At 69.3% G+C, this 23,900-nt stretch carries 17 protein-coding genes; 12 read left to right on the top strand and 5 right to left on the bottom strand.

Going from position 1 to position 23,900, the window contains the following annotated elements; translation table 11 throughout:
* Nucleotides 1-42: 42 nt before the first annotated feature.
* From smc to LWW96_RS22050, 3 genes are all read right to left on the bottom strand, one after another.
* The gene (gene smc / locus LWW96_RS22040) at nt 43-3,567 is read right to left on the bottom strand and encodes a chromosome segregation protein SMC (protein ID WP_291490014.1); all 3,525 of its coding nucleotides are present in this window, start codon (nt 3,565-3,567) and stop codon (nt 43-45) included.
* A 431-nt stretch (nt 3,568-3,998) separates the two neighbouring features.
* Entirely contained in the window at nt 3,999-7,130 is a 3,132-nt protein-coding gene (locus tag LWW96_RS22045) for an EAL domain-containing protein (RefSeq protein ID WP_291490015.1), read from the bottom strand.
* A 229-nt stretch (nt 7,131-7,359) separates the two neighbouring features.
* Nucleotides 7,360-8,838 carry a short-chain fatty acyl-CoA regulator family protein gene (locus LWW96_RS22050; RefSeq protein ID WP_291490016.1) on the bottom strand — a complete coding sequence of 493 codons (1,479 nt, stop codon included), beginning with the start codon at nt 8,836-8,838 and terminating at the stop codon, nt 7,360-7,362.
* A gap of 157 nt (nt 8,839-8,995) precedes the next feature.
* Here LWW96_RS22050 and prpC point away from each other — a divergent pair, with 157 nt between their 5' ends.
* The 10 genes from prpC to LWW96_RS22100 all read left to right on the top strand — a co-directional run bounded on the left by prpC (nt 8,996) and on the right by LWW96_RS22100 (nt 20,786).
* Entirely contained in the window at nt 8,996-10,153 is a 1,158-nt protein-coding gene (prpC, locus tag LWW96_RS22055; protein WP_291490017.1) for a 2-methylcitrate synthase, read from the top strand.
* A 122-nt stretch (nt 10,154-10,275) separates the two neighbouring features.
* A complete protein-coding gene (gene acnD / locus LWW96_RS22060) occupies nt 10,276-12,930 on the top strand; it encodes a Fe/S-dependent 2-methylisocitrate dehydratase AcnD (RefSeq protein ID WP_291490018.1) in 2,655 nt (884 codons plus the stop codon).
* A 272-nt stretch (nt 12,931-13,202) separates the two neighbouring features.
* Nucleotides 13,203-13,586, top strand: coding sequence for a DUF559 domain-containing protein (locus tag LWW96_RS22065; protein WP_291490019.1), 384 nt, complete (start codon nt 13,203-13,205; stop codon nt 13,584-13,586).
* Nucleotides 13,583-14,758 carry a 2-methylaconitate cis-trans isomerase PrpF gene (prpF, locus tag LWW96_RS22070; protein WP_291490020.1) on the top strand — a complete coding sequence of 392 codons (1,176 nt, stop codon included), beginning with the start codon at nt 13,583-13,585 and terminating at the stop codon, nt 14,756-14,758. The genes LWW96_RS22065 and prpF overlap by 4 nt, the downstream gene beginning before the upstream one ends.
* A 58-nt stretch (nt 14,759-14,816) precedes the next feature.
* Nucleotides 14,817-15,677 (top strand): isocitrate lyase/PEP mutase family protein, encoded by an 861-nt coding sequence (locus LWW96_RS22075; RefSeq protein WP_291490021.1) that lies wholly within the window; start codon nt 14,817-14,819, stop codon nt 15,675-15,677.
* A 157-nt stretch (nt 15,678-15,834) separates the two neighbouring features.
* Nucleotides 15,835-17,193 carry a GGDEF domain-containing protein gene (locus LWW96_RS22080; protein ID WP_291490023.1) on the top strand — a complete coding sequence of 453 codons (1,359 nt, stop codon included), beginning with the start codon at nt 15,835-15,837 and terminating at the stop codon, nt 17,191-17,193.
* 80 nt (nt 17,194-17,273) lie between these two features.
* Complete coding sequence (locus tag LWW96_RS22085) at nt 17,274-17,747, top strand: CopD family protein (RefSeq protein ID WP_291490025.1); 474 nt, start codon at nt 17,274-17,276, stop codon at nt 17,745-17,747.
* A 194-nt stretch (nt 17,748-17,941) separates the two neighbouring features.
* Nucleotides 17,942-19,777, top strand: a complete 1,836-nt coding sequence (locus LWW96_RS22090; RefSeq protein ID WP_291490027.1) for an ABC transporter ATP-binding protein — start codon at nt 17,942-17,944, stop codon at nt 19,775-19,777.
* A 229-nt stretch (nt 19,778-20,006) separates the two neighbouring features.
* Nucleotides 20,007-20,336 carry an EthD family reductase gene (locus LWW96_RS22095; RefSeq protein ID WP_291490029.1) on the top strand — a complete coding sequence of 110 codons (330 nt, stop codon included), beginning with the start codon at nt 20,007-20,009 and terminating at the stop codon, nt 20,334-20,336.
* 174 nt (nt 20,337-20,510) lie between these two features.
* Entirely contained in the window at nt 20,511-20,786 is a 276-nt protein-coding gene (locus LWW96_RS22100; RefSeq protein ID WP_291490031.1) for a helix-turn-helix transcriptional regulator, read from the top strand.
* Nucleotides 20,787-20,832: 46 nt separating this feature from the next.
* On the opposite strand, the gene LWW96_RS22105 is transcribed toward LWW96_RS22100, so the two are convergent.
* Complete coding sequence (locus tag LWW96_RS22105) at nt 20,833-21,834, bottom strand: tripartite tricarboxylate transporter substrate binding protein (protein ID WP_291490032.1); 1,002 nt, start codon at nt 21,832-21,834, stop codon at nt 20,833-20,835.
* Between the two features lie 93 nt (nt 21,835-21,927).
* Entirely contained in the window at nt 21,928-22,056 is a 129-nt protein-coding gene (locus LWW96_RS22110) for a hypothetical protein (protein ID WP_291490034.1), read from the bottom strand.
* 276 nt (nt 22,057-22,332) lie between these two features.
* On the opposite strand from LWW96_RS22110, the gene LWW96_RS22115 reads away from it, so the two are divergent.
* Nucleotides 22,333-23,313 (top strand): tripartite tricarboxylate transporter substrate binding protein, encoded by a 981-nt coding sequence (locus LWW96_RS22115; RefSeq protein WP_291490036.1) that lies wholly within the window; start codon nt 22,333-22,335, stop codon nt 23,311-23,313.
* A gap of 50 nt (nt 23,314-23,363) precedes the next feature.
* A partial coding sequence (locus LWW96_RS22120) for a dihydrodipicolinate synthase family protein (RefSeq protein WP_291490038.1) occupies nt 23,364-23,900 on the top strand: 537 nt, incomplete at its 3' end.

Raw genomic sequence — 23,900 nt, forward strand, 5'->3', positions numbered from 1 at the left:
ACTGTCCGTTGCGAGGCGACACAGGGGGCGCATCATCGTTCTTCAAGCATCCACCATTGACAGCGCGGACTCCATGTCCACCGCCACGATGCGCGAGACGCCCTGCTCCTGCATGGTCACGCCGATCAGTTGCTCGGCCATTTCCATGGCGATCTTGTTGTGGCTGATGAACAAAAATTGCGTGCCCTTGGACATGCTGGACACCAGCTTGGCATAGCGCTCGGTGTTGGCGTCGTCCAGCGGCGCGTCCACCTCGTCCAGCAGGCAGAACGGCGCGGGGTTGAGCTGGAAGATGGCGAACACCAGCGCGATGGCCGTGAGCGCCTTTTCGCCGCCCGACAGCAGGTGGATGGTCTGGTTCTTCTTGCCGGGCGGCTGGGCCATGACCTGCACGCCGGAATCGAGGATTTCGTCGCCGGTGATGATCAGCTTGGCCTGGCCGCCGCCGAACAGTTCGGGGAACATGCGGCCAAAGTGCGCGTTCACGGTGTCGAAGGTGCCCGAGAGCAGCTGGCGGGTTTCGCCGTCGATCTTGCGGATCGCGTCTTCCAGCGTGTTCATGGCCTCGGTCAGGTCGGCGGTCTGCGCATCCAGGAAGACCTTGCGCTCGCGCGCCAGGTTCAGCTCGTCCAGCGCGGCCAGGTTGACGGCGCCCAGCGCAGCGATCTCGCGGTGCAGGCGGTCGATCTCGCCCTGCAGGCCCTGCACGCGCACATTGCCTTCGGCGATGGAGCGGGCCACGGCCTCCAGTTCGGCCTGGGCGTCGGCCAGCAAGGTGGTGTACTGCTCCAGGCCCAGGCGCGCGGCCTGCTCCTTGAGCTGGAATTCGGTGATGCGCTGGCGCAGCGGGTCCAGCGCGCGTTCCAGCTGCATGCGGCGCTCGTCGCTGGCGCGCAGCTTGGTGGTCAGGTCGTCGTACTCGCTGCGCTGCGCGGCCAGCTGCTTTTCGCGCTCCATCTTCACGTCCAGCGCCTGCTGCAGGCCGCCCTGGGCGGCCGCGTCCGACAGGCGCGCCAGCTCGTCGCGGGCGCGCTGCTGCTCGTCGGCGAGCGCGACGGCCTGCTGCGTGGCCGTTTCGATGGATCGGTTGAGCTCGGCCCGGCGCGCCTCCAGGCTGCGCTGGGAGAACGTGGCTTCCTGCACCTGGCGCTCCAGCGTGCGCTGCTGCTCGCGGCAGGCGGCCAGGCGGCGCTCGGCCTCGATCACGCGGTCGCCCAGGCTGGCTTCGCGCTCCTGGCTTTCGGCCAGCTGCATGTCCAGCTCTTCAAACCGCGCCTCGGCGGCGACGCGGCGCTCCTGCAGGTCGCCCAGTTGCGCTTCCACTTCGGCCAGGTCGCCATCGATCTGCTGGCTGCGGGCGCGGGTCTGCTCGGCCAGCTGGGACAGGCGCAGCGTCTCCACCTGCAGCTCGTGCGCCCGGCTCTGCGCCTCGGAGGCTTCGCGCCGCGCCGCAACCAGGCGCTGCGAGGCATCGGCGTAGGCCGCCTCGGCGCGCACCAGGGCCGTGCGGGACTCCTCGGCGATCAAGGCCTGGGCGCGCAGTTCCTTTTCGAGGTTCTCGATCTCCTGCGCCCGGGCGAGCAGCCCGGACTGTTCAGAATCCTGCGCATAGAAGGACACGCTGTGCGCGCTGACGGCGTGGCCGGACGGCACGAAGATCACCTCGCCCGGCTGCAGCGTGGCGCGGCGGGCCAGCGCCTCGTCCAGCGTGGGGGCGGTGGTGCAGCCTTGCAGCCAGTCGCACAGCACGGCGCGCAGCCCGGCGTCGTGCAGCCGCAGCAGGTCGGACAGCCGGGGCTGCGCGGACGGCGGCTCGGCCTGGCCCGCGGCGGGCGGGCTGTAGAAGGCCAGGCGCGCGGGCGGTGCGTCCGTGCCGCCGGAGCCCAGGAAGCCGCGCACCATCTCCAGGCGCCCGACCTCCAGAGCGCCCAGCCGCTCGCGCAGCGCGGCCTCCAGGGCGTTTTCCCAGCCGGGCTCAATGTGGATGCGGCTCCACAGGCCCTGCAGGCCCTCCAGCCCGTGCTTGGCCAGCCAGGGGCGCAGCTTGCCGTCGGTCTTGACCTTTTCCTGCAGCGCCTTGAGCGCCTCCAGCCGCGCCGAGAGGTCGGCCTGGCGGGCGCTTTCGCTGTTCACGGCCTGCTGGCGCGCGCGGCGGTCGTCGTCCAGCTGGGGCACGGCCTCCTGCAGCTCCTGCAGGCGGGCCTCGGTGGTCTCGGCAATTTCCTGGGCGGCGTCGAGCTGCTCGCGCAGGTTGTCCAGGCGGGCCTCGTCCGGCGCCGCCAGGGCATTGCGGTCGGTGCGCAGGCGCTCAAAGCGCGCGTCCAGCTGGCGGCTTTGTTCGTCGATGCTGCGCTGCTCGGCGGCCAGCACGCCGATCTGCTGCTGCACCTGCACCACGCTGGCGCGCTGCTCGCTGGCGCGGCTTTGCGCCTGGCGCAGGGCGTCCTCCAGGTCGGGCAGCTGCATCGCCTGCTCTTCCATCTGCGCGGCCAGCAACTCGGCACGCTCTTCGGCGTCCACGCCCGCGCCGGCCAGGTTCTCCAGCTCGATGTCGGCCTCTTCCTTGCGGGCCTGCCACTGGGCGATCTGCTCGGCCAGCGTCACCAGGCGCTGCTCCACACGCTGGCGGCCTTCCACCACGTAGCGGATCTCGGCCTCCAGCTTGCCGACCTCGGCCGTGGCCTCGTAGAGCTTGCCCTGGGCCTGGTTGACCTGGTCGCCAGCCGCGTAGTGGGCTTGGCGGATGGTCTCCAGGTCGGATTCGACGGCGCGCAGGTCGGCCATGCGCGATTCCAGGTCGTTCACGGCCTGCAGGCCGTCCAGCCGCACCTTGGCCTGGTCGGCCTCGGCGTCGGCGCGCTTGAGGAACCACAGCTGGTGCTGCTTGAGGGTCGCGTCGGCCTGCAGGGTGTTGTAGCGGGCGGCCACCTCGGCCTGCTTTTCCAGCTTTTCGAGGTTGGCGTTCAGCTCGCGCAGGATGTCTTCCACGCGGGTGAGGTTCTCGCGCGTATCCGACAGGCGGTTTTCCGTCTCGCGGCGGCGCTCTTTGTACTTGGAGACGCCGGCCGCCTCCTCCAGGAACAGGCGCAGTTCCTCAGGGCGGCTTTCGATGATGCGGCTGATGGTGCCCTGCCCGATGATGGCGTAGGCCCGCGGCCCCAGGCCCGTGCCCAGGAACACGTCCTGCACGTCGCGCCGGCGCACCGGCTGGTTGTTCAGAAAGTAGCTGCTCGTGCCGTCGCGCGTGAGCACGCGGCGCACTGCGATCTCGGCAAACTGGCTCCACTGGCCGCCGGCGCGGTGGTCGGAGTTGTCGAACACCAGCTCCACGCTGGCGCGGCTGGCCTGCTTGCGGGTGGTGGTGCCGCTGAAGATCACGTCCTGCATCGACTCGCCGCGCAGCTCGCTGGCCTTGCTCTCGCCCAGCACCCAGCGCACGGCGTCCATGATGTTGGACTTGCCGCAGCCGTTGGGGCCCACCACCCCCACCAGCTGGCCGGGCAGCATGAAATTGGTGGGCTCAGCGAACGACTTGAAGCCGGAAAGCTTGATGGAGGTAAGACGCACGGGTCAGAAAGCGGGCAAAGAAGGCGTGACAGACAGGACAGGCGGTGGCGCCGGGTGGCCGCTCCATAGGGAAACCCGCTGGCGGCAAGGCCGGAATGATACCGCGCCACCCTGCCCTCACCTGCTGCAAATGGTTTGCGCGGAGTGCTGTGGCACCAAGTTTGCCGCACTAGAGATAAAAATAGGCTGAAACGCCCGTTCAGCAAGCGGTAGCAGCTATTAATTTTGCAGTGCACCGAAGGACCCGCTCGCCCCGATACTGGCGCGCCCCACACCAGTGCACCCGTGGAACTGGCTCCGCCAGGCCACAGGGTGCGTCCCCCCTGGAGGCTGAGGGCCGCGGCTCCAAGCCTGCCTGCGCAGGCTTGGACGTGCCCGAAGAGCCGCCGACTCTGGCGGCGGTGCCGAGGCGCGCAGCGCCTCAGGGGGGGCTACCGATTCGTCCGGCGCACCTGCGCCTCGAATTCAGCCGCCGGCACGGGCGGGCTGAACAGGTATCCCTGCCAGGCATGGCAGTGGTGGCGTGCCAGGAACTCGCGCTGGGCCTCGGTTTCCACGCCTTCGGCAATCACGCGCAGGCCCAGGCTGGTGCCCAGCGCGACCACGGTGCGGGCGATGGCGGCGTCGTTGGGGTCGGTCAGCACGTCGCGCACGAAGCTTTGATCGATCTTGAGCTGGTCCAGCGGCAGGCGCTTGAGGTACGCCAGGGACGAATACCCCGTGCCGAAATCGTCCAGCGAGAAGCCCACGCCGTAGCCCTTGAGCTGGCCCATCTTGTCGATGGTGTCCTCCACGTCCTGCAGCAGCAGGCCCTCGGTCATCTCCAGCTTGAGCTGGCGCCCGTCCGCGCCCGAGCTGGCCAGGGCGGCCAGGACCTGGGGAACGAAGCCGTTCTGGTGAAACTGCCGCGGGCTCACATTGACCGCCAGGCTCAGCCCCGCCAGCTCCGGCGACGCAGCCCAGCGCGCCAGTTGCACGCAGGCGGCCTGCAGCACCCACTCGCCCAGGGGCAGGATGAGGCCGGTTTCCTCCGCCAGGGGGATGAACTGCGCGGGCGAGACAAACCCGTTGCGCGGGTGGCGCCAGCGCAGCAGGGCCTCGGCGCCGGTGATGCGGCCGCGGTCGATCTGCGGCTGGTAGTACAGCTCGAACTGGCCCTGGGCCAGGCCGGCGCGCATGTCCAGCTCCAGCGCGGCCCGGGCGCTGACGGCGGCCTGCATCTGCGGGTCGTAGAAGCGCAGCGTGTCCCGCCCCGCGTTCTTGGCCTGGTACAGCGCCAGGTCGGCCCGCTTGAGCAGCTCGTCCACCGTCTCGCGCATGCCGCTGAAGATGGTGATGCCCATGCTGATGGAGCTGTGGTACTCGCCGCCCGCCAGCCGGTACGGTTCGCGCAGCACCGACAGGATGCGCTGGCCCACCTCCTCGCTGCGCGCAGCGGCTTCTTCGGGGTTGTCGCCCAGCGCCTCCAGCACCACCACGAACTCGTCGCCGCCCTGGCGGGCCACCGTGTCGTCCTCGTGCAGGCAGCTGCGCAGCCGGTGCGCCACCTCCTGCAGCAGGCTGTCGCCGCTGTCGTGCCCGCGGGTTTCGTTCAGGGTCTTGAAGTTGTCCAGGTCCAGCAGCAGCAGCGCGCCGCTGCGCTGGTGGCGGGCGCTGGTGGCCAGGGCCTGCTGCAGCCGGTCCATCAGCAGGCGCCGGTTGGGCAGGCGGGTGAGCGGGTCGTAGTAGGCCAGGTGGTTGATCTCCTCCTCGGCCGCCTTGCGCTCGCTCAGGTCCTGCATGGTCACCAGGTGCCCGCCCTCCACCTGCACGCCGGAGACCTCCACCGGCCGCATCTGGCCGTCCTGGCAGCGGATCAGGTACTCGCCGCTGGGCACCACGCCGTTGCGGGCCTGCGCCCGCGCCAGCGCATCGCGCCAGCTCTGGCGGGCGGCGGCGCGGCGCTGGGGGTCGGGAAACGCCCGCTCCCACCAGGTCTCCACGTCGGGCACCTCGGCTTCGGTATAGCCGCAGATTTCCACATAGCGCTGGTTGCGAAAGGCGATGCGCCCGTCGGGCTCCACCAGGCACAGCCCCATGGGCAGCCGCTCCAGGATGCCGCGCAGGCGGTGCTCGTTGCTGCGCAAGGTCTCTTCCATGCGCTTGCGCGAGGTGATGTCCTGCACCACCGCGATGTGGCGCTCGGGCGCCGCCCCGGGCAGCCACAGCGGCGAGACGGTGATGTCGCCCCAGACAACCTGCCCGTCCTTGCGCAGCAGACGCTGCTCCAGGCGGTATTGCGGCACCTCCCCGGTCTTCAGCCGCTCCAGCTGCGCCAGGTCGTGCGGCAGGTCTGCGGGGTGGACGATGTCGTGGAACGAGCTGCCCAGCAGGTCGCGCGGGCGGGCATAGCCCAGGATGTCGGCATAGCGCTGGTTCACGCGCACATAGCGGCCGGTGTCGGTGTCCACCTGCGCCACGCCCACGGTGGCCTGGTTGAACAGCGCGCGGAACCGCTCCTCGCTGTCGCGCCGCGCTTCTTCGGAGGCCTGGGCCCGTGCCAGCGCCAGGGTGCGCTGGCGGGACAGCAGCCCCACGGTGGAAGCCAGCAGCAGCGACACCAGCGCCCCGGCCAGCCCGGCCAGCCACGGCAGGCGGGATTCCGCCGGGGTGAGGAACGTGCGCGTGGGGTAGAACGTGAAGCGCCAGCGCCGGTCGTGCACCACCACGTCGCGCACCACGGGCTGGGCGCCCGGCAGCGCGGGGGCCGTGAGCTCCAGCAGCGGCAGCGCGGCGCTCTGGCCCGGGTCGGTGCGCACGGGGCCCAGGTCGGACATGGCCACGGCAATGCCTTCAAGCAGGCCCTGCTGGCCCAGCCCCTGCACCAGGTCGTACACGCGAAGCGTGGACGCCACCGCGCCCAGAAAACGCAGCTCGGCCGTGCCGGCCGTCGGGTCGAACACCGGCACGCGGATCACGATGCCGGCCCGGTGCTCGGTCTCCTGCAGCAGCTCGAACGGCGCGGACACGACCGTCTGGCCACTGTCGCGGCTGTAGCGCATGGCTGCCAGATTGGCCGGCTGGGCACTGATGTCCAGGCCCAGGATGCCCTCGTTGCCCACCATGGGCCACAGGTACTCGGCCACAAAATACTCCGCCCGCTCGCCGGGCGGGTGGATGTGGAAATCCGGGAGGCCCCGCGGAGACAGCGACGTGTCCGCCCGCACCCGCGCCTCGTAGGCCGCGCGCTCGCTGCCCGGCACCCAGCGGGTGAACGAGAGGTTGCGCACGCCGGGGTAGCGCTGGCCCACCTCCATCTCGCTGGCGGCGCGCTCGAAGTCCAGCCGCGACAGGTGCGGGTTGGCGGTGAACAGGCCGCGCAGCGCATTCACCACCTCGGTGTGGCCCGCCAGCCGCTGGCGCAGCGCTTCCGTGAACGCCCGGGTTTCCTGGGTGAAGCGGGCCTTTTCGATCTCTGCCGTGGCCTGTGCCTGGTGCCAGCCCAGCAATCCGCTCAGCACCAGCCCGGACACGGCCACGGCCACGCCCGACACCCAGTGCCGGTACCGGCCCGGGGGTCGCACCGGGTCCGCCGCAGAAGAGAAAGTGCTCGGAGTGTTCAGGGGAGAAACCTTGCGTCGCCGCCCCGGCGGCCACCCGGCCGCACGGGAAAGAGCGCAGGATACCGGCAATCCACAGTTGCCTGGATCAACAAACGGTTACGAAGGCTCTTTTTGCTAAAAAATGCCGATCGCGCAACATTACCGGGCGGTGCAAGCTATGAAATGAAGAGCGCATTTTGTAACTTATCAGTCACAAATGAGGCCTCTCCGACTGCGTGGCCGCGACGGCGTAGGGCGTGAAGAGGCTGCGGTTTTCGTCCACGGCCAGCGCCCGGCCGATGGGGGGGAACGCCCGCTGCGGGCAGTCGCCGCGCTCGCAGACCTTGCAGCCCATGCCGATGGGCACGGCCGCGGCAGGGTTGGCCAGGTCCAGCCCCCGGGCGTACACCAGCTGCGGCGCGTGGCGGATGTCGCAGCCCAGCGCCACCGAAAACTCCTTGCCCGGGGCGCCCCAGGCCCCCGCGCGGCGGGAGACGGTGCGCGCAATCCACAGGTAGGTGCGCCCGTCGGGCATGCGCGCCACCTGCGGCACCGTGCGGCCGGGCTGGGCAAACGCCTCGTACACGTTCCACAGCGGGCAGGTGCCGCCCACCTTGCTGAAGTGAAAGTGCGTGGCCGACTGCCGCTTGCTGATGTTGCCCGCCCGGTCCACGCGGATGAAGAAGAACGGCACGCCGCGCGCGCTGGGCCGCTGCAGGGTGGACAGCCGGTGGCACACCGTCTCAAAACCCACGCCGAACTGGCGGCACAGCCGGTCGATGTCGTAGTGCGCGGCCTCGGCGGCGTGCAGGAACGCGGTGTAGGGCAACACCAGCGCCCCCGCGAAATACTGGGCCAGGCCAATGCGCGCCAGCGCCCGCGCCTGGTCGCTGGACAGGCCCGCGCCTTCGGCCAGGCGGGCCAGCTCCGCGCCCTGCTCCAGGAACGCCAGCTGCGTGGCCATCTGAAAGGCCCGCTGCCCGCGCGACAGGCCCGCCGCCAGCTGCAGCACGCGGGTGTCGGCGTGGAACACGCGCTGCGCGCCGCCGGGCAGCTCCGCCCCGTCGGCCAGGCGCACGCCATGGGCGGCCTCCAGCCGCCGCGCCAGGCACTCGTCCGCACGGCCGGGCTGCAGCGCCCAGTCGCTTGCGCAGCGTTCGGCCGCGTCGTCCAGCGTCGCAATATGGTTCTGCCGGGCAAAGAAGAAGTCGCGCACTTCCTCGTAGGCCATGGGCGCCGGGGGCTGCCAGGGCGCCGCGGCGGCGCTGCGGTCGTCGCCCAGGCCCCACTGTGCGTTTTGCGCGCCCAGGGCCTCCAGGCGCTCCAGCGCCGCACGGCGCCCCTGGTGCAGCGCCAGCAGCGTGCGGGCCACGGCCGGCATGTGGGCGGCCAGCTCGCGGATCTCGGCCAGCGAAACCCCTTCGCCGCCCGGTCCGGGGGGCGCCTCGGCCAGCGCTTCGCGCAGCGCGGTGATCAGCCGGGCCTCGTCGTCGTCGGAAAACCGCTGCACGTCCACGCCGAACACGGCGTTGATCTTGAGCAGCACCGGCACCGTCAGCGGGCGCTGGTTCTGCTCGATCTGGTTGAGGTAGCTGGCGGACAGGTCCAGCGCGCGCGCCAGGGCCACCTGGGTCATGCCGCGCTCTTCGCGCAGGCGGCGCAGGCGCACGCCCATGAAGGTTTTTTTCATCGTTTGGCGGATTCGGTTATTCGCAAACTTTGCAAAACGCCGCAGCGGCGTTCGCAAATCTTCGCCATTTCAGGCCTTCTGCAGGACTGCCATTGTGCGTAGATTGCGAAGTATGACAAGCCTGAACACCGCCACCATCCCTGCAGGAGACCTTTGCATGAACGCCCCCGTCCTGACCCCCGCCTTCCGGCCCAAGAAGTCCGTTGCCCTGTCCGGCGTGACCGCCGGCACCACCGCCCTGTGCACCGTGGGCCGCACCGGCAACGACCTGCACTACCGCGGCTACGACATCCTGGACATGGCCGAGGTGTGCGAGTTCGAGGAGATTGCGCACCTGCTGGTGCACGGCAAGCTGCCCACCCACGCCGAGTTGAGCGCCTACAAGGCCAAGCTGCGCGCCCTGCGCGGCCTGCCGGGCAGCGTGAAGGCGGCGCTGGAACAACTGCCCGCCGCCAGCCACCCCATGGACGTGATGCGCACCGGCGTCTCGGCCCTGGGCTGCGCGCTGCCCGAGAAGGACGACCACAACCTGCCCGGCAGCAGAGACATCGCCGACCGGCTGATGGCCAGCCTGGGCAGCATGCTGCTGTACTGGTACCACTTCAGCAATTCGGGCCGGCGCATCGCGGTGGAGACGCAGGACGACTCCATTGGCGGCCACTTCCTGCACCTGCTGCACGGCACCCCGCCGCCCGCCAGCTGGGTGCGTGCCATGCACACCTCGCTCAACCTGTACGCCGAGCATGAATTCAACGCCAGCACCTTCACTGCCCGCGTGATCGCCGGCACCGGCAGCGACATGTACTCCAGCATTGCCGGCGCCATTGGCGCGCTGCGCGGCCCCAAGCACGGCGGCGCCAACGAGGTGGCGTTCGAGATCCAGAAGCGCTACGACAACCCCGCGCAGGCCGAGGACGACATCCGCCGCCGCGTGCAGGCCAAGGAGGTGGTGATCGGCTTCGGCCACCCGGTGTACACCGTGAGCGACCCGCGCAACGCCATCATCAAGGGCGTGGCCCGGCGCCTGTCGCAAGAGGCCGGATCGACCAAGATGTACGACATCGCCGAGCGCCTGGAGTCCGTGATGTGGGAGGAGAAGAAGATGTTCCCCAACCTCGACTGGTTCAGCGCCGTGAGCTACCACATGATGCAGGTGCCCACCGCCATGTTCACGCCGCTGTTCGTCATGGCCCGCACCAGCGGCTGGGCCGCGCACGTGATCGAGCAGCGCCAGGACAACAAGATCATCCGCCCCAGTGCCCACTACACCGGGCCGGAAGACCAGCCCTTTGTACCGATTGCAGAGCGCCGTTGATCAAAAACCATAGCTGCTTGCGCTTGCTGCACGCCATGTTCAGCATGTTTTGCTTCAGAGAATGGCTTCCACAAAGCGCAAGCAGCTCATAAAAAAAGAGCAAGCCCAGCCCCCTACTCATGATGAACATCGCCCACCGCAAACCGCTTCCCGGCACGGCGCTGCAGTATTTCGACGCGCGCGAAGCCGTTGAAGCCCTGCAGACCGGCGCCTGGGCCGCCCTGCCCTACACCGCGCGCGTGCACGCCGAAAACCTGGTGCGCCGCGCCGATCCTGCGCAGCTGGACGGCTACCTGCGCCAGCTCATCGGGCGGCGGCGCGACGCCGACTTCCCCTGGTTTCCGGCGCGGGTGGTCTGCCACGACATCCTGGGCCAGACGGCGCTGGTGGACCTGGCCGGGCTGCGCGACGCGATCGCCCAGGAAGGCGGCGACCCGGCCGCCGTGAACCCGGTGGTGCCGGTGCAGCTCATCGTGGACCACTCGCTGGCCGTGGAGTGCGGCGGCGCCGACCCTGGTGCGTTTGCCAAGAACCGCGCCATCGAAGACCGCCGCAATGAAGACCGCTTCCACTTCATCGAGTGGACGAAGAAGGCCTTTGCCAACGTGGCGGTGATCCCCGCGGGCAACGGGATCATGCACCAGATCAACCTGGAAAAAATGTCGCCCGTGGTGCACGCCGACCAGGGCGTGGCCTACCCCGACACCTGCGTGGGCACCGACAGCCACACGCCGCACGTGGACGCGCTGGGCGTGATCGCCGTGGGCGTGGGCGGCCTGGAGGCCGAGAGCGTGATGCTGGGCCGCGCGGTGTGGATGCGCCTGCCCGAGATCGTGGGCGTGGAGCTGACGGGCCGCCGCCCGCCGGGCATCACCGCCACGGACATCGTGCTGGCGCTCACCGAATTCCTGCGCCGCGAGAAAGTGGTGGGGGCCTACGTGGAGTTCCACGGCGCGGGCGCTGAAAGCCTCTCCATCGGCGACCGCGCCACCATCAGCAACATGTGCCCCGAGTACGGGGCCACGGCCGCGCTTTTTGCCATCGATGCGCAGACGCTGGAGTACCTGCGCCTCACGGGCCGGGAGGCCGCGCAGGTGCAGCTGGTGGAGACCTACGCCCGGGCCGCCGGCCTGTGGGCCGACACGCTGCATGCAGCGCAGTACGAGCGCGTGCTGCGTTTTGACCTCGGCAGCGTGGTGCGCAACCTGGCCGGCCCCAGCCACCCGCACCGCCGTCTGCCCACCTCGGCACTGGCCGAGCGCGGCATTGCCGGCCCGTGGGCGCAGGAGCCGGGCCGCCTGCCCGACGGCGCGGTCATCATCGCGGCCATCACCAGTTGCACCAACACCAGCAACCCGCGCAACGTGATCGCCGCCGGCCTGCTGGCGCGCAACGCCCGCCGCCTGGGCCTCACCCGCAAGCCGTGGGTCAAGACCTCGCTGGCGCCCGGCTCCAAGGCCGTGGAGCTGTACCTGAAAGAAGCCGGCCTGCTGGCCGACCTGCAGGCGCTGGGCTTCGGCATCGTGGGCTTTGCCTGCACCACCTGCAACGGCATGAGCGGCGCGCTCGACCCGAAGATCCAGCAGGAGATCATCGAGCGCGACCTGTACGCGACGGCCGTGCTCTCGGGCAACCGCAATTTCGACGGACGCATCCACCCCTACGCGCAGCAGGCCTTCCTGGCCAGCCCGCCGCTGGTGGTGGCCTACGCCATCGCCGGCACGGTGCGCTTTGACATCGAGAACGACGCTTTCGCCGTGGCGGACGGCCAGCCCGTGCGCCTGAAGGACCTGTGGCCCAGCGACGAAGAGATCGATGCCGTCGTGGCCCGGGCGGTCCAGCCCGCGCAGTTCCGCGCCGTGTACGAACCCATGTTTGCAGTCCGCCGGGACGATGGCGAGGCCGTGCGCCCACAGTACGGCTGGCGCCCCCAGTCCACCTACATCCGCCGCCCGCCGTACTGGGACACGGAAGGCGTGGGCGCCCTGGCCGCCCGGGCGCGCACCCTGCAGGGCATGCGCCCGCTGGCGCTGCTGGGCGACAACATCACCACCGACCACCTGTCGCCCTCCAACGCCATCCTGCCGGACAGCGCGGCGGGCGAATACCTGGCGCACATGGGCGTGCCGGCGGAGGACTTCAACTCCTACGCCACGCACCGGGGCGACCACCTCACCGCCCTGCGCGCCACGTTGGCCAACCCGCAACTCGTCAACGAAATGGCGGTGGTGGATGGCCAGGTGCAAAAGGGCTCGCTGGCCCGCGTGGAACCCGAGGGCCAGGTGATGCGCATGTGGGAAGCCATCGAAACCTACCTGCACCGCCGCCAGCCGCTCATCGTCATCGCAGGTGCCGACTACGGCCAGGGCTCCAGCCGCGACTGGGCGGCCAAGGGCGTGCGCCTGGCGGGCGTGGAGGTGGTGGTGGCCGAGGGGTTTGAGCGCATCCACCGAACGAACCTGATCGGGATGGGGGTGTTGCCCCTGGAGTTTGCCCCCGGCGTGAACCGCCGCACGCTGGGGCTGGATGGCACGGAGACCTATGGCGTGGTGGGGGACCGAACCCCACGCGCCACCGTGACGCTGGTGGTGCACCGGCGCAACGGCGAGACGCTGCGGGTGCCCGTGGCGTGCCGGCTGGACACGGCGGAGGAGGTGTCGGTGTATGAGGCGGGGGGCGTGCTGCAGCGGTTTGCGCAGGATTTTTTGGCGGCGCGGACTGGGGCCGCCCCCTCTCCCCAACCCCTCTCCCGCGAGGGGAGAGGGGCTAGTGCGTGATGACAACCGCTGCTTCATATCTTCCGCCCCGCTCCCCTCACGGGAGAGGCGCGAGCGTGATGACAATCACTGCTGTCCGTTTTGCTCCGCTCTCCCCTTGCGGGAGAGGGGCCGGGGGAGAGGGGCTTGCGCGCGATGACCAGCGCTGCTTCATGTCTTCCCTCCCGCTCCCCGGGCGGGCAAGAGGCGCGAGCGTGATGACAATCGCTGCTGTCCGTTTTGCTCCCCTCTCCCCTCGCGGGAGAGGGGCCGGGGGAGAGGGGGCCCCGCCCATGCACCAACGCCAATTCACCAAAACCCTGCGCCAGAACATGACCGACGCAGAGCAGTTGCTATGGAAGCACCTGCGCGCGCACCGCATGGACGGCCAGAAATTCCGGCGCCAGCAGCCTATCGGCCCCTACATCGTGGACTTTGTGCATTTCGGCCTGCGGCTGATCGTGGAGGCAGACGGTGGGCAACACGTGGATTCAGACCACGACGCCGCCCGCGATGCCTGGTTGCGCAGCCAGGGCTTCGCCCTGCTGCGCTTTTGGAACAACGACATCCTGCACCACACGGACAGCGTGCTCGAAGCCATCTGGGCAGCGCTGCAAGCGCAGCCCCCCTCTCCCCCGGCCCCTCTCCTGCAAAGGGAGAGGGGAGTCACACCATGAACAAACCTCTTCCTCAAATCAGAATCCCCGCCACCTACCTGCGCGGCGGCACCAGCAAAGGCGTGTTCTTCCGCCTGCAAGACCTGCCCGAGGCCGCACAGCAGCCCGGGCCTGCGCGCGACGCCCTGCTGCTGCGCGTGCTGGGCAGCCCCGACCCCTATGGCAAGCAGATCGACGGCCTGGGCAATGCCTCGTCCAGCACCAGCAAGGCCGTGATCCTCTCGCGCAGCACGCGGCCGGGGCACGACGTGGACTACCTCTTCGGCCAGGTCGCCATCGACCGCCCCCTGGTGGACTGGAGCGGCAACTGTGGCAACCTCTCGGCCGCCGTGGGGCCGTGCGCCCTGCACATGGGACTGATCGATGCCGCACGCGTTCCGCAGCACGGCCCCCTGGCGGTGCGCATCTGGCAGGCCAACATTGGCAAGACCATCGTGGCGCACGTGCCCATGGCGGACGGCCAGGTGCAGGAACTGGGCGACTTCGAGCTGGACGGCGTCACCTTTCCTGCCGCCGAAGTGCCGCTGGAGTTCATGGACCCGTCCGATGGCGCCGGCGCCCTCTTCCCCACGGGCAACGTGGTGGACACGCTGGAGGTGCCCGGCGTGGGCAGCTTCCCGGCCACCTTCATCAACGCGGGCATTCCCACCATTTTTCTCAACGCCAGCGACCTGGGCTACACCGGCACCGAGCTGCAAGCCAACATCAACGGCGATGCGGCGGCGCTGACGCGCCTGGAGGCCGTTCGCGCGCACGGCGCCGTGCGCATGGGCCTGATCGCCACGCCCGCCGAGGCCGCCACGCGCCAGCACACGCCCAAGATCGCCTTCGTGGCGCCGCCGGCCAGCTACACGGCCGCCAGCGGCAAGCGGGTGCACAAGGAAGACGTGGACCTGCTGGTGCGCGCCCTCTCGATGGGCCAGCTGCACCACGCCATGATGGGCACGGCGGCCGTGGCCGTCGGCGCGGCGGCGGCTGTGCCGGGCACGCTGGTCAACCGGGCGGCGGGCGGTGGCACGCCCAGCGCCGTGCGCTTCGGCCACCCTTCCGGCACGCTGCGGGTGGGGGCCCAGGCGGCGCAGGTGGCCGGCCAATGGACGGTCACCAAGGTCCTCATGAGCCGCAGCGCCCGCATTTTGATGGAGGGCTGGGTCAGGGTGCCGTCGCCGTGAACGGCCGCACGCCCCCTCCACGCCCATCCACCGGACCCGCATTCAAGGAAAAAGAAGCATGAACACCAAACAGCAGTTGCGCGCGCTCGCCCAGGCCCGCCGCGGCGTCATCGTCCCCGGCGCGTTCAACGCCCTGTCCGCCCGCGTGGTGGAAGACCTGGGGTTTGAAGCCCTCTACATCACCGGCGCCGGCGTGACCAACATGGGCCTGGGGCTGCCGGATCAGGCCTTCATGGGCCTGACCGACATCGCCGACCAGACGGCCCGCATCCGCGATGCGGTGCAGCTGCCGCTCATCGTCGACGCCGACACCGGCTTCGGCAATGCGCTCAACACCTACCACACGGTGCGCACGCTGGAGCGCGCGGGCGCCGACTGCATCCAGCTGGAGGACCAGGTCAGCCCCAAGCGCTGCGGCCACTTCAACGGCAAGGACGTGGTGGATGCGCGCGAGATGGTGGGCAAGATCCGCGCGGCGTGCGATGCACGGCGCGACAGCGACCTGCTCATCCTGGCCCGCACCGACGCAGCCGCCGTGCACGGCTTTGACGCCGCCGTGGAGCGCGCCGGGCAGTACGCCGAAGCCGGCGCCGACATCCTGTTCGTGGAGGCCGTGACCACTGCCGAGCAGGTGCGCGCCCTGCCCGCGCTGTTGCCCCAGCCCCAGCTCATCAACCTGGTCATCGGCGGCAAGACCCCGATCACCGGCGCTGCCGAGCTGGCCGCCCTGCGCTACGGCCTGGTGCTGTACGCCAACGCGGCCCTGCAGGGCGCCGTGGCCGGCATGCAAAGGGCGCTGACCGTGCTGCGCGACCACCAGCGCATCGATGAAGACCCTGCGCTGGTCGCACCCTTTGCTGAACGCCAACGGCTGGTGCGGAAAACCCACTGGGACGCGCTGGAGCAAAAATACCAATAAAAACAGGTTCTATCGCCCGACCATCAAGCGCATGCAGCTATACCTTTGATAGCAAATTGCAGCGCGCGGCGCCCCCCGCGCCCGCGCCCAATGCACAAGGTCCACCGGGACCGGGGCGTGCGCGGCACAATGGGCCGTCCCAGCCCCTGTGCGCCCCATGCAAAGCATCTCTTCCCAGAACGTGGTGGACCTGCTGCTCGACGCGGTTTGCGTTGTCCAACGGGACAGCACGATCGAGTTTGTCAGCCCCGCCTTCGAGCGCATCTTCGGCTACCGGCCCGACGAGGTCCTCGGCAAGCGCATGCTCGACATGGTGCATCCCGACGATGTCACCATGACCGCCCAGCAGGCGCAGCGCGTGACCGAGGGCCATCTGCAGCTGCAGTTTGAAAACCGCTATGTCCACAAGGACGGCTCCATTGCCCATGTGCGCTGGACCGCGCGCTGGCTCCCCGAGCAGCAGGTACGGCTGGCAGTGGCGCACGACATCACCGAGCGCAAGTTCACCGAGTCGATGCAGGCCGCCATCTACGCCATTTCCGAGGCGGCCCATGCCACGCAGAACCTGCAGGCGCTGTTCCGCCACATCCACGAGATCGTGGGCAAGCTGCTGCCGGCCTCGCACTTCGCCGTGGCGCTGTACGACGCCGCCCAGGACGCGCTCAGTTTTCCCTACCTTGCCAGCGCCAGCGCCAGTGGCGACGCCCAGCCCGAGATCCAGGTGCGCAACGCGCTGTGCACCGAGGTGATCCGCAGCGGCAACACGGTGCTGCTGACCCCGCACGCCCCGGTGAACCTGGAGCACGCCCCGCTGCCGCAGGGCGGCACGCCCCAGCACTGGCTGGGCGCCCCGCTGCCCACCCTGAACGGCCCCATCGGCGCGCTGGTGCTGCGCAGCGACGGCGGCGAGCGGGGCCGCTACACCGAGAAGGACAAGGAGCTGCTGCAGTTTGTCTCCACCCAGGTGGCCGCCGCCATCGAGCGCAAGCAGATGCACCAGCGCCTGGAGCACATGGCCCAGTACGACCAGCTCACGCACCTGCCCAACCGGCAGCTGTTCCTGGACCGGCTGCGCATGGCGCTGTCGCGCGTGCGGCGTGACCAGGGGGGGCTGTCGCTGCTGTTCATCGACCTGGACGGCTTCAAGCAGGTCAACGACACGATGGGCCACGCCATGGGCGACCTGCTGCTGCAGCGGGTGGCGCAGCGGCTGCAAGATTGCGTGCGCGATTCCGACACGGTGGCCCGCCTGGGCGGCGACGAATTCGTGGTGCTGCTGGAAGGCGCCCAGGCCCTGAAGGTGGCCGAAAAGATCCTGGCCTCCTTCGGGCAACCGTTTGACCTGGACGGCGTGCGCCTGCACGTGCAGCCCAGCATCGGCATCGCCATCCACCCGGACCACGGCAGCGAAGCAGACCACCTGCTGGGGCACGCGGACGCAGCGATGTACCTTGCCAAGAAAAGCGGGGGCAACCGGGTCCACGTGGCACCCGGCGGGGGCGGCGGGCCGCCATGACGGGGCTCCGCGCCCTCCCACCGCAACCCCGGCCTCCACGGCACAATGCCCTCCCGATCCGCTGACCGGAGCCTTCCACCATGGACCTTGTTCACCGCGCGCTGCTGTTGCTGCACCTCCTGGCCGTCATCGTCTGGGTGGGGGGCATGGTCTTTGCCCATTTCTTCCTGCGGCCCGCGGCGCAATCGCTGGAGCCGCCCCTGCGCGTGCAGCTGATGCAGGGCGTGCTGCAGCGCTTTCTGGGCGCGGTGGGCGGCGCCGTGGCGGTGGTGCTGGCCAGCGGGGTGTGGATGATCGGCCGCGCCGCCCGCCAGGCCGCGCAGGCCGGGGGCAGCTTTTCCATGCCCCTGGGCTGGGCGGCCATGGCGGTGCTGGGGCTGGTCATGGCGGCCATCTTTGGCCACATCCGCTTTGCCTTGTTTCCCCGCCTGCGGCGGGCCGTGGCGGCCGCAGACTGGCCCGCAGGCGGCAAGGCGCTGGCAGGCATCCGCCGCTGGGTGGCGGTCAACCTCGTGCTGGGCTCGCTGACCGTGGCGGTTGCCGTGCTGTCGTAGCCGCGGCGCGCACCGTGCGCCGCCCCACGGGCGACCTTGAGCGACCTCAAGTGACCTTGAGCGCGCCTTTGCGCACAAAAGAAAAGCCACCGCTGCAGGCGCACGGTTTCACCCACGAAGGCTGCGGACAAGCCCCTTGCTGACACCTCGGGTGCGCGGCACTCCTCTACCATGCGGCGCCGAGGAGCTGCCCTGTGTTCAAGTATTTCGAAAACCGCCTTCCCCCCTACCCTCCCGCCGAACCCCACCTGCCGCCCAAGGACTTCATGGCCTTTGTGTGGGACTGCACCCGCGGCCTGCGCGGCTGGGTGGTGGCCATGGCTGTCCTCTCGGCCGCGATCGCGGTGTTCGAGGCCCTGCTGTTTGCCGTGCTCGGGCATGTGGTGGACTGGCTTTCCAGCGTGGCGCCGGGCGCGCTGTGGGCCGAGCGGCGCGGCTCCATCCTGGCCATCACCGCACTGCTGCTGGGCTCGGTGGTGTTGGTGGCCTGGCAGACCAGCCTCAAGCACCAGGTGCTGGCCATCAACTTCCCGCTGCGGCTGCGCTGGAACTTCCACCGGCTGATGCTGGGCCAGAGCATGGCCTTCTACGCCGACGAGTTCGCCGGGCGCATCACCACCAAGATCATGCAGACCGCGCTGGCCGTGCGCGACATGATCTTCACCACCACCGACGTGGTGATCGGCATGGGCATCTACCTGGTCACCATCCTGGTGCTGCTGGCCGGCTTTGACGCGCGGCTGATCCTGCCGTTTGCGGCCTGGATGGTGGCCTACGGCCTGGCCTGCTGGTACTTCGTGCCGCGCCTGGGCCAGGTGGGCAAGGCGCAAGCCGATGCGCGGTCGGTAATGACCGGGCGCATCACGGACGCCTACACCAACATCGCCACCGTCAAGCTGTTCTCGCACACCCGGCGCGAGTCGGAGTTCGCGCGGGCGGCCATGGACGCGTTCAAGCTCACCGGTTATGCGCAGATGCGCCTGGTGAGCCGGTTCGAGATCGTGAACCAGCTGCTGGTGGTGGGCATGATCCTGGGCGCCTGCGGCACGGCCCTGTGGCTGTGGTCGCGCGGCGAGGTGGGTGCCGGGGCCGTGGCCGCCGTCACCGCCATGACCCTGCGCGTCTCAGGCCACGCCCACTGGGTGATGTGGGAGATGACCACGCTGTTCGAAAGCGTGGGCACCATCCAGGACGGCATCAACACCCTGACCCGGCCGCGCACCGTGGTGGACGCGCCCCATGCGCAGCCGCTGCAGGTGACGCACGGCGAGGTGCGCTTCGAGAACGTGAGCTTCGGCTATGGCAACGGCCGCCCGGTCATCGACCGGCTCAACCTCACCATCCGCGCGGGCGAGAAGATCGGCCTCATCGGCCGCTCGGGGGCGGGCAAGTCCACGCTGGTCAACCTGCTGCTGCGCTTTCACGACGTGAACGCGGGCCGCGTGCTGATCGACGGGCAGGACATTGCCAACGTCACGCAGGACAGCCTGCGCCGCAACATCGGCATGGTCACGCAGGACACCTCGCTGCTGCACCGCTCCATGCGCGAGAACATCCTGTACGGGCGGCCCGACGCCACCGAGGACGCCATGCGCGCCGCCGCCACGCAGGCCGAAGCCGCCGACTTCATTGAAAGCCTCACCGACCTGCAGGGCCGCACCGGCTACGACGCCCAGGTGGGCGAGCGCGGCGTGAAGCTCTCGGGCGGCCAGCGCCAGCGCGTGGCCATCGCGCGGGTGATGCTCAAGGACGCGCCCCTCCTGCTGCTGGACGAGGCCACCAGCGCGCTCGACTACGAGGTGGAAGCCGCCATCCAGCAAAGCCTGGACCGCCTCATGCAAGGCAAGACGGTGATCGCCATTGCCCACCGCCTGTCCACCATCGCCGCCATGGACCGGCTCATCGTGCTGGACGCCGGCCGCATCGTCGAGGAAGGCACGCACGCGCAGCTGCTGGCCCAGGACGGCGTGTACGCCCGCCTGTGGGCGCACCAGAGCGGCGGGTTCCTGGGCGAGTCAGATGAAGACTGAGCCGGCGGACGTCCGTTTTCGCCGGCGCGGCTCCCGCCCCCCGGCGCCACGCAGTCAGGGCGCCCCGCGCGTTGCTGTCGCGCCCCCACGGCCGCAGGGCCGTGCTTCGCAGCTCATGGCCCACTTGGCGACTGCGTGTCACCCAGGCGGCTGTGCCCGCCCTCCACAGCGCCTACTGTGGCGGCCATACCCGGGCCACGGTGGCCTGGAACTTTTGGGAGACGGTCCGATGATCAAGGTCACTGCGGTATACCGCTGGCGCGAAGGCGCCACGTTCAACCACGACTACTACCACGGCGAACACATGCGCATTGCCCGTGCGGCGCTTCAGCCCCTGGGCCTGGTGCGGCTGGAGAGCGACCGTGTGCTCTACCCCGGCGAACCCCGCCCCGGCCAGGTGGTGGCGCTGACCAATGCGTTCTTCAGCGACCTGCAGCAGGCGCAAGCGGCCGCCAAGGCGACGATGGCCGAACTGTCTGCCGACATCCCCAACTACACCAACATCCAACCCGAGTCGTACTTCGCGCAAATGCTGCGGCACGATGGGACCGTCGCTTGACTGACGCCGGGGGCGGCCCACGTCGCCGCGCGCTTGAACGGCCCGCTCCCGCCCGCGATCGCCTCGGAATTTTGGGTCAAAATGAGGCCCAGCGCCCGTCCATTCAGCGCAAACAGCTCTTTTTTTGATAGCAAACTTATGACCCTACCGCCCCTTCCCCCGCTGCCCCTTGCCATGCCCGTGCCCACCGGCGAGCAGCTCAAGGCCGCTCGCATCACGGCGGGGCTGAGCCAGGCCCAGGCCGCCGAGCTGATGGGCTACCCGTTGCAAACCGGCAGCCGGGGCGGTGTGCAGTCGCGCACCTGGCAGGCACTGGAGAGCATGAGCGACGAACGCAACATGCAGGGGCCCGTGTTTGCGATGTTCCTTTTGCTCACGGGGCAGCACCCGGAGTTTGTGCTGGCAGCGCGCCCTGGCGTCGCGGATGGCGCCGAGGCGGCAGCAAACTGATGCCCGCATCCCGCAGCTGCCCTGGCACCCCGGCGCGCGGCGCGGCTCAGTCCACCGTGATGTTGGCGGCCTTGATGACCTGCGCCCACTTGTCGACTTCGGCTTTCTGAAAGGCTGCGATCTGCGCAGGCGGCAGGTCGGCCGGCTCCATGCCGAAGCCCTTGAGGCGGTTCTGCATGTCGGGCTGGGCCAGGATCTTGCGGATTTCGGCGTGCAGGCGCGTCACCACCGGCGCGGGCGTGGCCGCCGGCACGAAGACCGCTTGCCACGACTGCACCTGGAAATCGGCCAGGCCGTTCACGCCCGACTCGGCCACTGTGGGAACGTCGGGCAGCGACGCAAGGCGTTGGGGCGAAGTGACGGCAATGGCGCGCAGCTTGCCGCTCTGGATGTGCGGCGCAGCCACCACGGTGGTGTCGAACATCATGTCCACTTGGCCGCTGATCACGTCCTGGATGGCGGGGCCGCTGCCCTTGTAGGGAATGTGGGTGAACTTCACGCCCGACTTGTACGCGAGCAGTTCCACCGCCAGGTGCTGGGAGCTGCCGGTGCCGGCCGACGCCGACGACAGGCCGCCCGCCTTCGCCTTGGCCGCGGCCAGCACGTCCTTGAGCGTCTTGTACGGGCTGTTGGCCGCCACCACCAGCACCACGGGGTTGGTGCCGATCAGCGTGACCGGGGCAAACGACTTGAGCGGGTCATAGCCCAGCTTGGGGTACAGGCTGATATTGATGGCGTGCGAACTCACGGTGCCGCCGAGCAGGGTGTAGCCGTCCGGCGCGGCGCGGGCCGCTGCTTCCGACCCGATGCTGCCCGCCGCGCCGCCCTTGTTCTCCACCACCACCGTGGTGCCCAGGGCCGGCCCCAGCTGCTGGCCGATGAGCCGGGCCAGCGTGTCGGTGGTGCCGCCCGCCGCAAAGGGCACGACGTAGGTGATGGCTTTGCCGGTGGGCCAGTTGCCCTGGGCGGCCGCGGGCAGCGCGGCGGCCCCCAGCGCGGTGGCGGCGGCCGCCACGGCGGCGGTGCGGACGAAGGTTCTGCGGTGCATGGTGTGTCTCCTGGGGTGGGGTTCGGATAAGGGAGGTAAGAAAGGGAGGCAAGAAGGCCAGCGGCGCAAGGGGTGCGTGAAGAGCGTGCTGGGTCAGGGCAAGTCCACGGTCTGCAGCCCGTTCGGCCCCCTACCCGGCGGCCCGCCAGGGGCGCTCATGGCGGGGTCCAGGGCCAGGCAGGGCCGCCAGCTGCGGCGCAGGCGAGGGGTGGCAGGTTTCATCAGGGGGGCTTTCTTGCATGAAGCGTCGACGTAGTCGTCGATTACGTCATACGTTGTCGTACAACAAACGGGATTTTGGTGCGATCAAGAACCCGGTGGCTCCGGGAATTACCCTTAGGACTCCTCGGCAGTTGCAGCTGCAGTTTCCATAGTGCACAGGCCGGCACAACGGGGCTGCCCTCTCCGCAATTACCCTGACCCCGGGGGAAATTCATTGCGTTTCGCCAAATCAAGTTGTACGATGACTAACAACAAAATTCCTCGGAGACACGTCCCATGCCCCTGATTCGCCGCCGTGCCGCGTTGCTGGCCTGCTCTGCCCTGCTGGCAGCCTTTCCTGCCCTGGCCCAGACGGGTGGTGCCGACTGGCCCGCCAAGACCTTGCGCATCGTGGTGCCCTACCCGCCCGGCGGCAGCTCGGACATCATTGCGCGCTCCATCAGCCAGGTGCTGTCCGAGTCGCTCAAGCAAAGCGTGATCGTGGAGAACAAGCCCGGCGCCAACGGCAACCTGGGCGCCGACTTCGTGACCAAGGCCGATCCCGACGGCTACACCCTGCTGCTGTGCGACGTGGGCGCGCTGGCCATCAGCCCCTCGGTCTACACCAAGCTGTCGTTCGACCCGTCCAAGGACCTGCGCGGCGTGACCATGCTGGCCTACTCGCCGCACCTGCTGGTGGTGCACCCCTCGGTGCCCGTCAACAACCTCAAGGAACTGGTCGCCTACTCCAAGAAGAACGACCTGAACTTCGCCGTCACGGCCACCGGCAGCGCTCCCCACCTGGCCGGCGTGGCGCTGGAGCGCGCCAGTGGCGCACGCTGGCAGTACATCCCCTACAAGGGCGGCGTCACCGCCATTCAGGACACCGTAGCCGGGCAGACCCAGGTGCTGATGAACGGCATGCTGGCCACCCTGCCCCAGGTGCAGAACGGCAAGCTCAAGGTGCTGGGCGTGTCCAAGTCCACCCGCATGCCGCTGATCGGCGACGTGCCCACCATTGCCGAGCAAGGCGTGGCCGGCTACGAGTCCGGCACCTGGCAAGGCGTGCTGGTCCCGCGCGGCACGCCCGAGGCCGTGGTGCAAAAGCTGAACAAGGCCCTTATCACCGCCATCCGCGCGCCCGAGATCCGCTCGCGCCTGGCCGGCCAGGGCGCCGAGGTGGTGACCATGGCGCCCGCCGAGCAAGACCAGTTCTTTGCCAAAGAGCGCGCCCGCTGGGCCAGCGTGGTCAAGGCCGCCAACATCAAGCTCGACTGACGCCGCCGGCCCAGACCCCTTTTCTTTTGTTGTTTCGAAACCGCTCCGCCATGACTCCCCAAGACCTCAAATCCATCATGGGCTCCGGCCTGCTCTCGTTCCCCATCACGGACTTCGACGAGCAAGGCAACTTCCGCCCCAAGACCTACATCGAGCGCCTGGAGTGGCTGGCCCCCTACGGCGCCAGCGCCCTGTTTGCCGCCGGGGGCACGGGCGAGTACTTCTCGCTCTCGGGCCCCGAGTACAGCGAGGTCATCAAGACGGCGGTGGACACCTGCCGCGGCAAGGTGCCCATCATTGCCGGCGCCGGCGGCCCCACCCGCACGGCGATTGCCCATGCGCAAGAGGCCGAGCGCCTGGGCGCGCACGGCATCCTGCTCTTGCCCCACTACCTGACCGAAGCGGGCCAGGAGGGCCTGATCGAGCACGTGGCGCAGGTGTGCAACAGCGTGAAGTTCGGCGTGATCGTCTACAACCGCGACCGCACCAAGCTCACGGCCGAGTCGCTGGCCATCCTGGCCGATCGCTGCCCCAATCTCATCGGCTTCAAGGACGGGGTGGGCCACATCGAAACGATGTCTTCCATC

The organism is Acidovorax sp. (assembly GCF_021287135.1).
In the GTDB taxonomy this organism is placed as follows: domain Bacteria; phylum Pseudomonadota; class Gammaproteobacteria; order Burkholderiales; family Burkholderiaceae_C; genus Acidovorax.

Excerpts from the sequence above, each read along its gene's own strand:
- LWW96_RS22050 (WP_291490016.1), bottom strand. The coding sequence starts at position 8,838 with ATGAAAAAAACCTTCATGGGCGTGCGCCTGCGCCGCCTGCGCGAAGAG.
- LWW96_RS22085 (WP_291490025.1), top strand. The coding sequence starts at position 17,274 with ATGGACCTTGTTCACCGCGCGCTGCTGTTGCTGCACCTCCTGGCCGTC.
- LWW96_RS22105 (WP_291490032.1), bottom strand. The coding sequence starts at position 21,834 with ATGCACCGCAGAACCTTCGTCCGCACCGCCGCCGTGGCGGCCGCCGCC.
- prpF (WP_291490020.1), top strand. The coding sequence starts at position 13,583 with ATGAACAAACCTCTTCCTCAAATCAGAATCCCCGCCACCTACCTGCGC.
- prpC (WP_291490017.1), top strand. The coding sequence starts at position 8,996 with ATGAACGCCCCCGTCCTGACCCCCGCCTTCCGGCCCAAGAAGTCCGTT.
- LWW96_RS22110 (WP_291490034.1), bottom strand. The coding sequence starts at position 22,056 with ATGAAACCTGCCACCCCTCGCCTGCGCCGCAGCTGGCGGCCCTGCCTG.
- LWW96_RS22065 (WP_291490019.1), top strand. The coding sequence starts at position 13,203 with ATGCACCAACGCCAATTCACCAAAACCCTGCGCCAGAACATGACCGAC.
- LWW96_RS22080 (WP_291490023.1), top strand. The coding sequence starts at position 15,835 with ATGCAAAGCATCTCTTCCCAGAACGTGGTGGACCTGCTGCTCGACGCG.
- LWW96_RS22115 (WP_291490036.1), top strand. The coding sequence starts at position 22,333 with ATGCCCCTGATTCGCCGCCGTGCCGCGTTGCTGGCCTGCTCTGCCCTG.
- acnD (WP_291490018.1), top strand. The coding sequence starts at position 10,276 with ATGAACATCGCCCACCGCAAACCGCTTCCCGGCACGGCGCTGCAGTAT.
- LWW96_RS22100 (WP_291490031.1), top strand. The coding sequence starts at position 20,511 with ATGCCCGTGCCCACCGGCGAGCAGCTCAAGGCCGCTCGCATCACGGCG.
- LWW96_RS22075 (WP_291490021.1), top strand. The coding sequence starts at position 14,817 with ATGAACACCAAACAGCAGTTGCGCGCGCTCGCCCAGGCCCGCCGCGGC.
- LWW96_RS22095 (WP_291490029.1), top strand. The coding sequence starts at position 20,007 with ATGATCAAGGTCACTGCGGTATACCGCTGGCGCGAAGGCGCCACGTTC.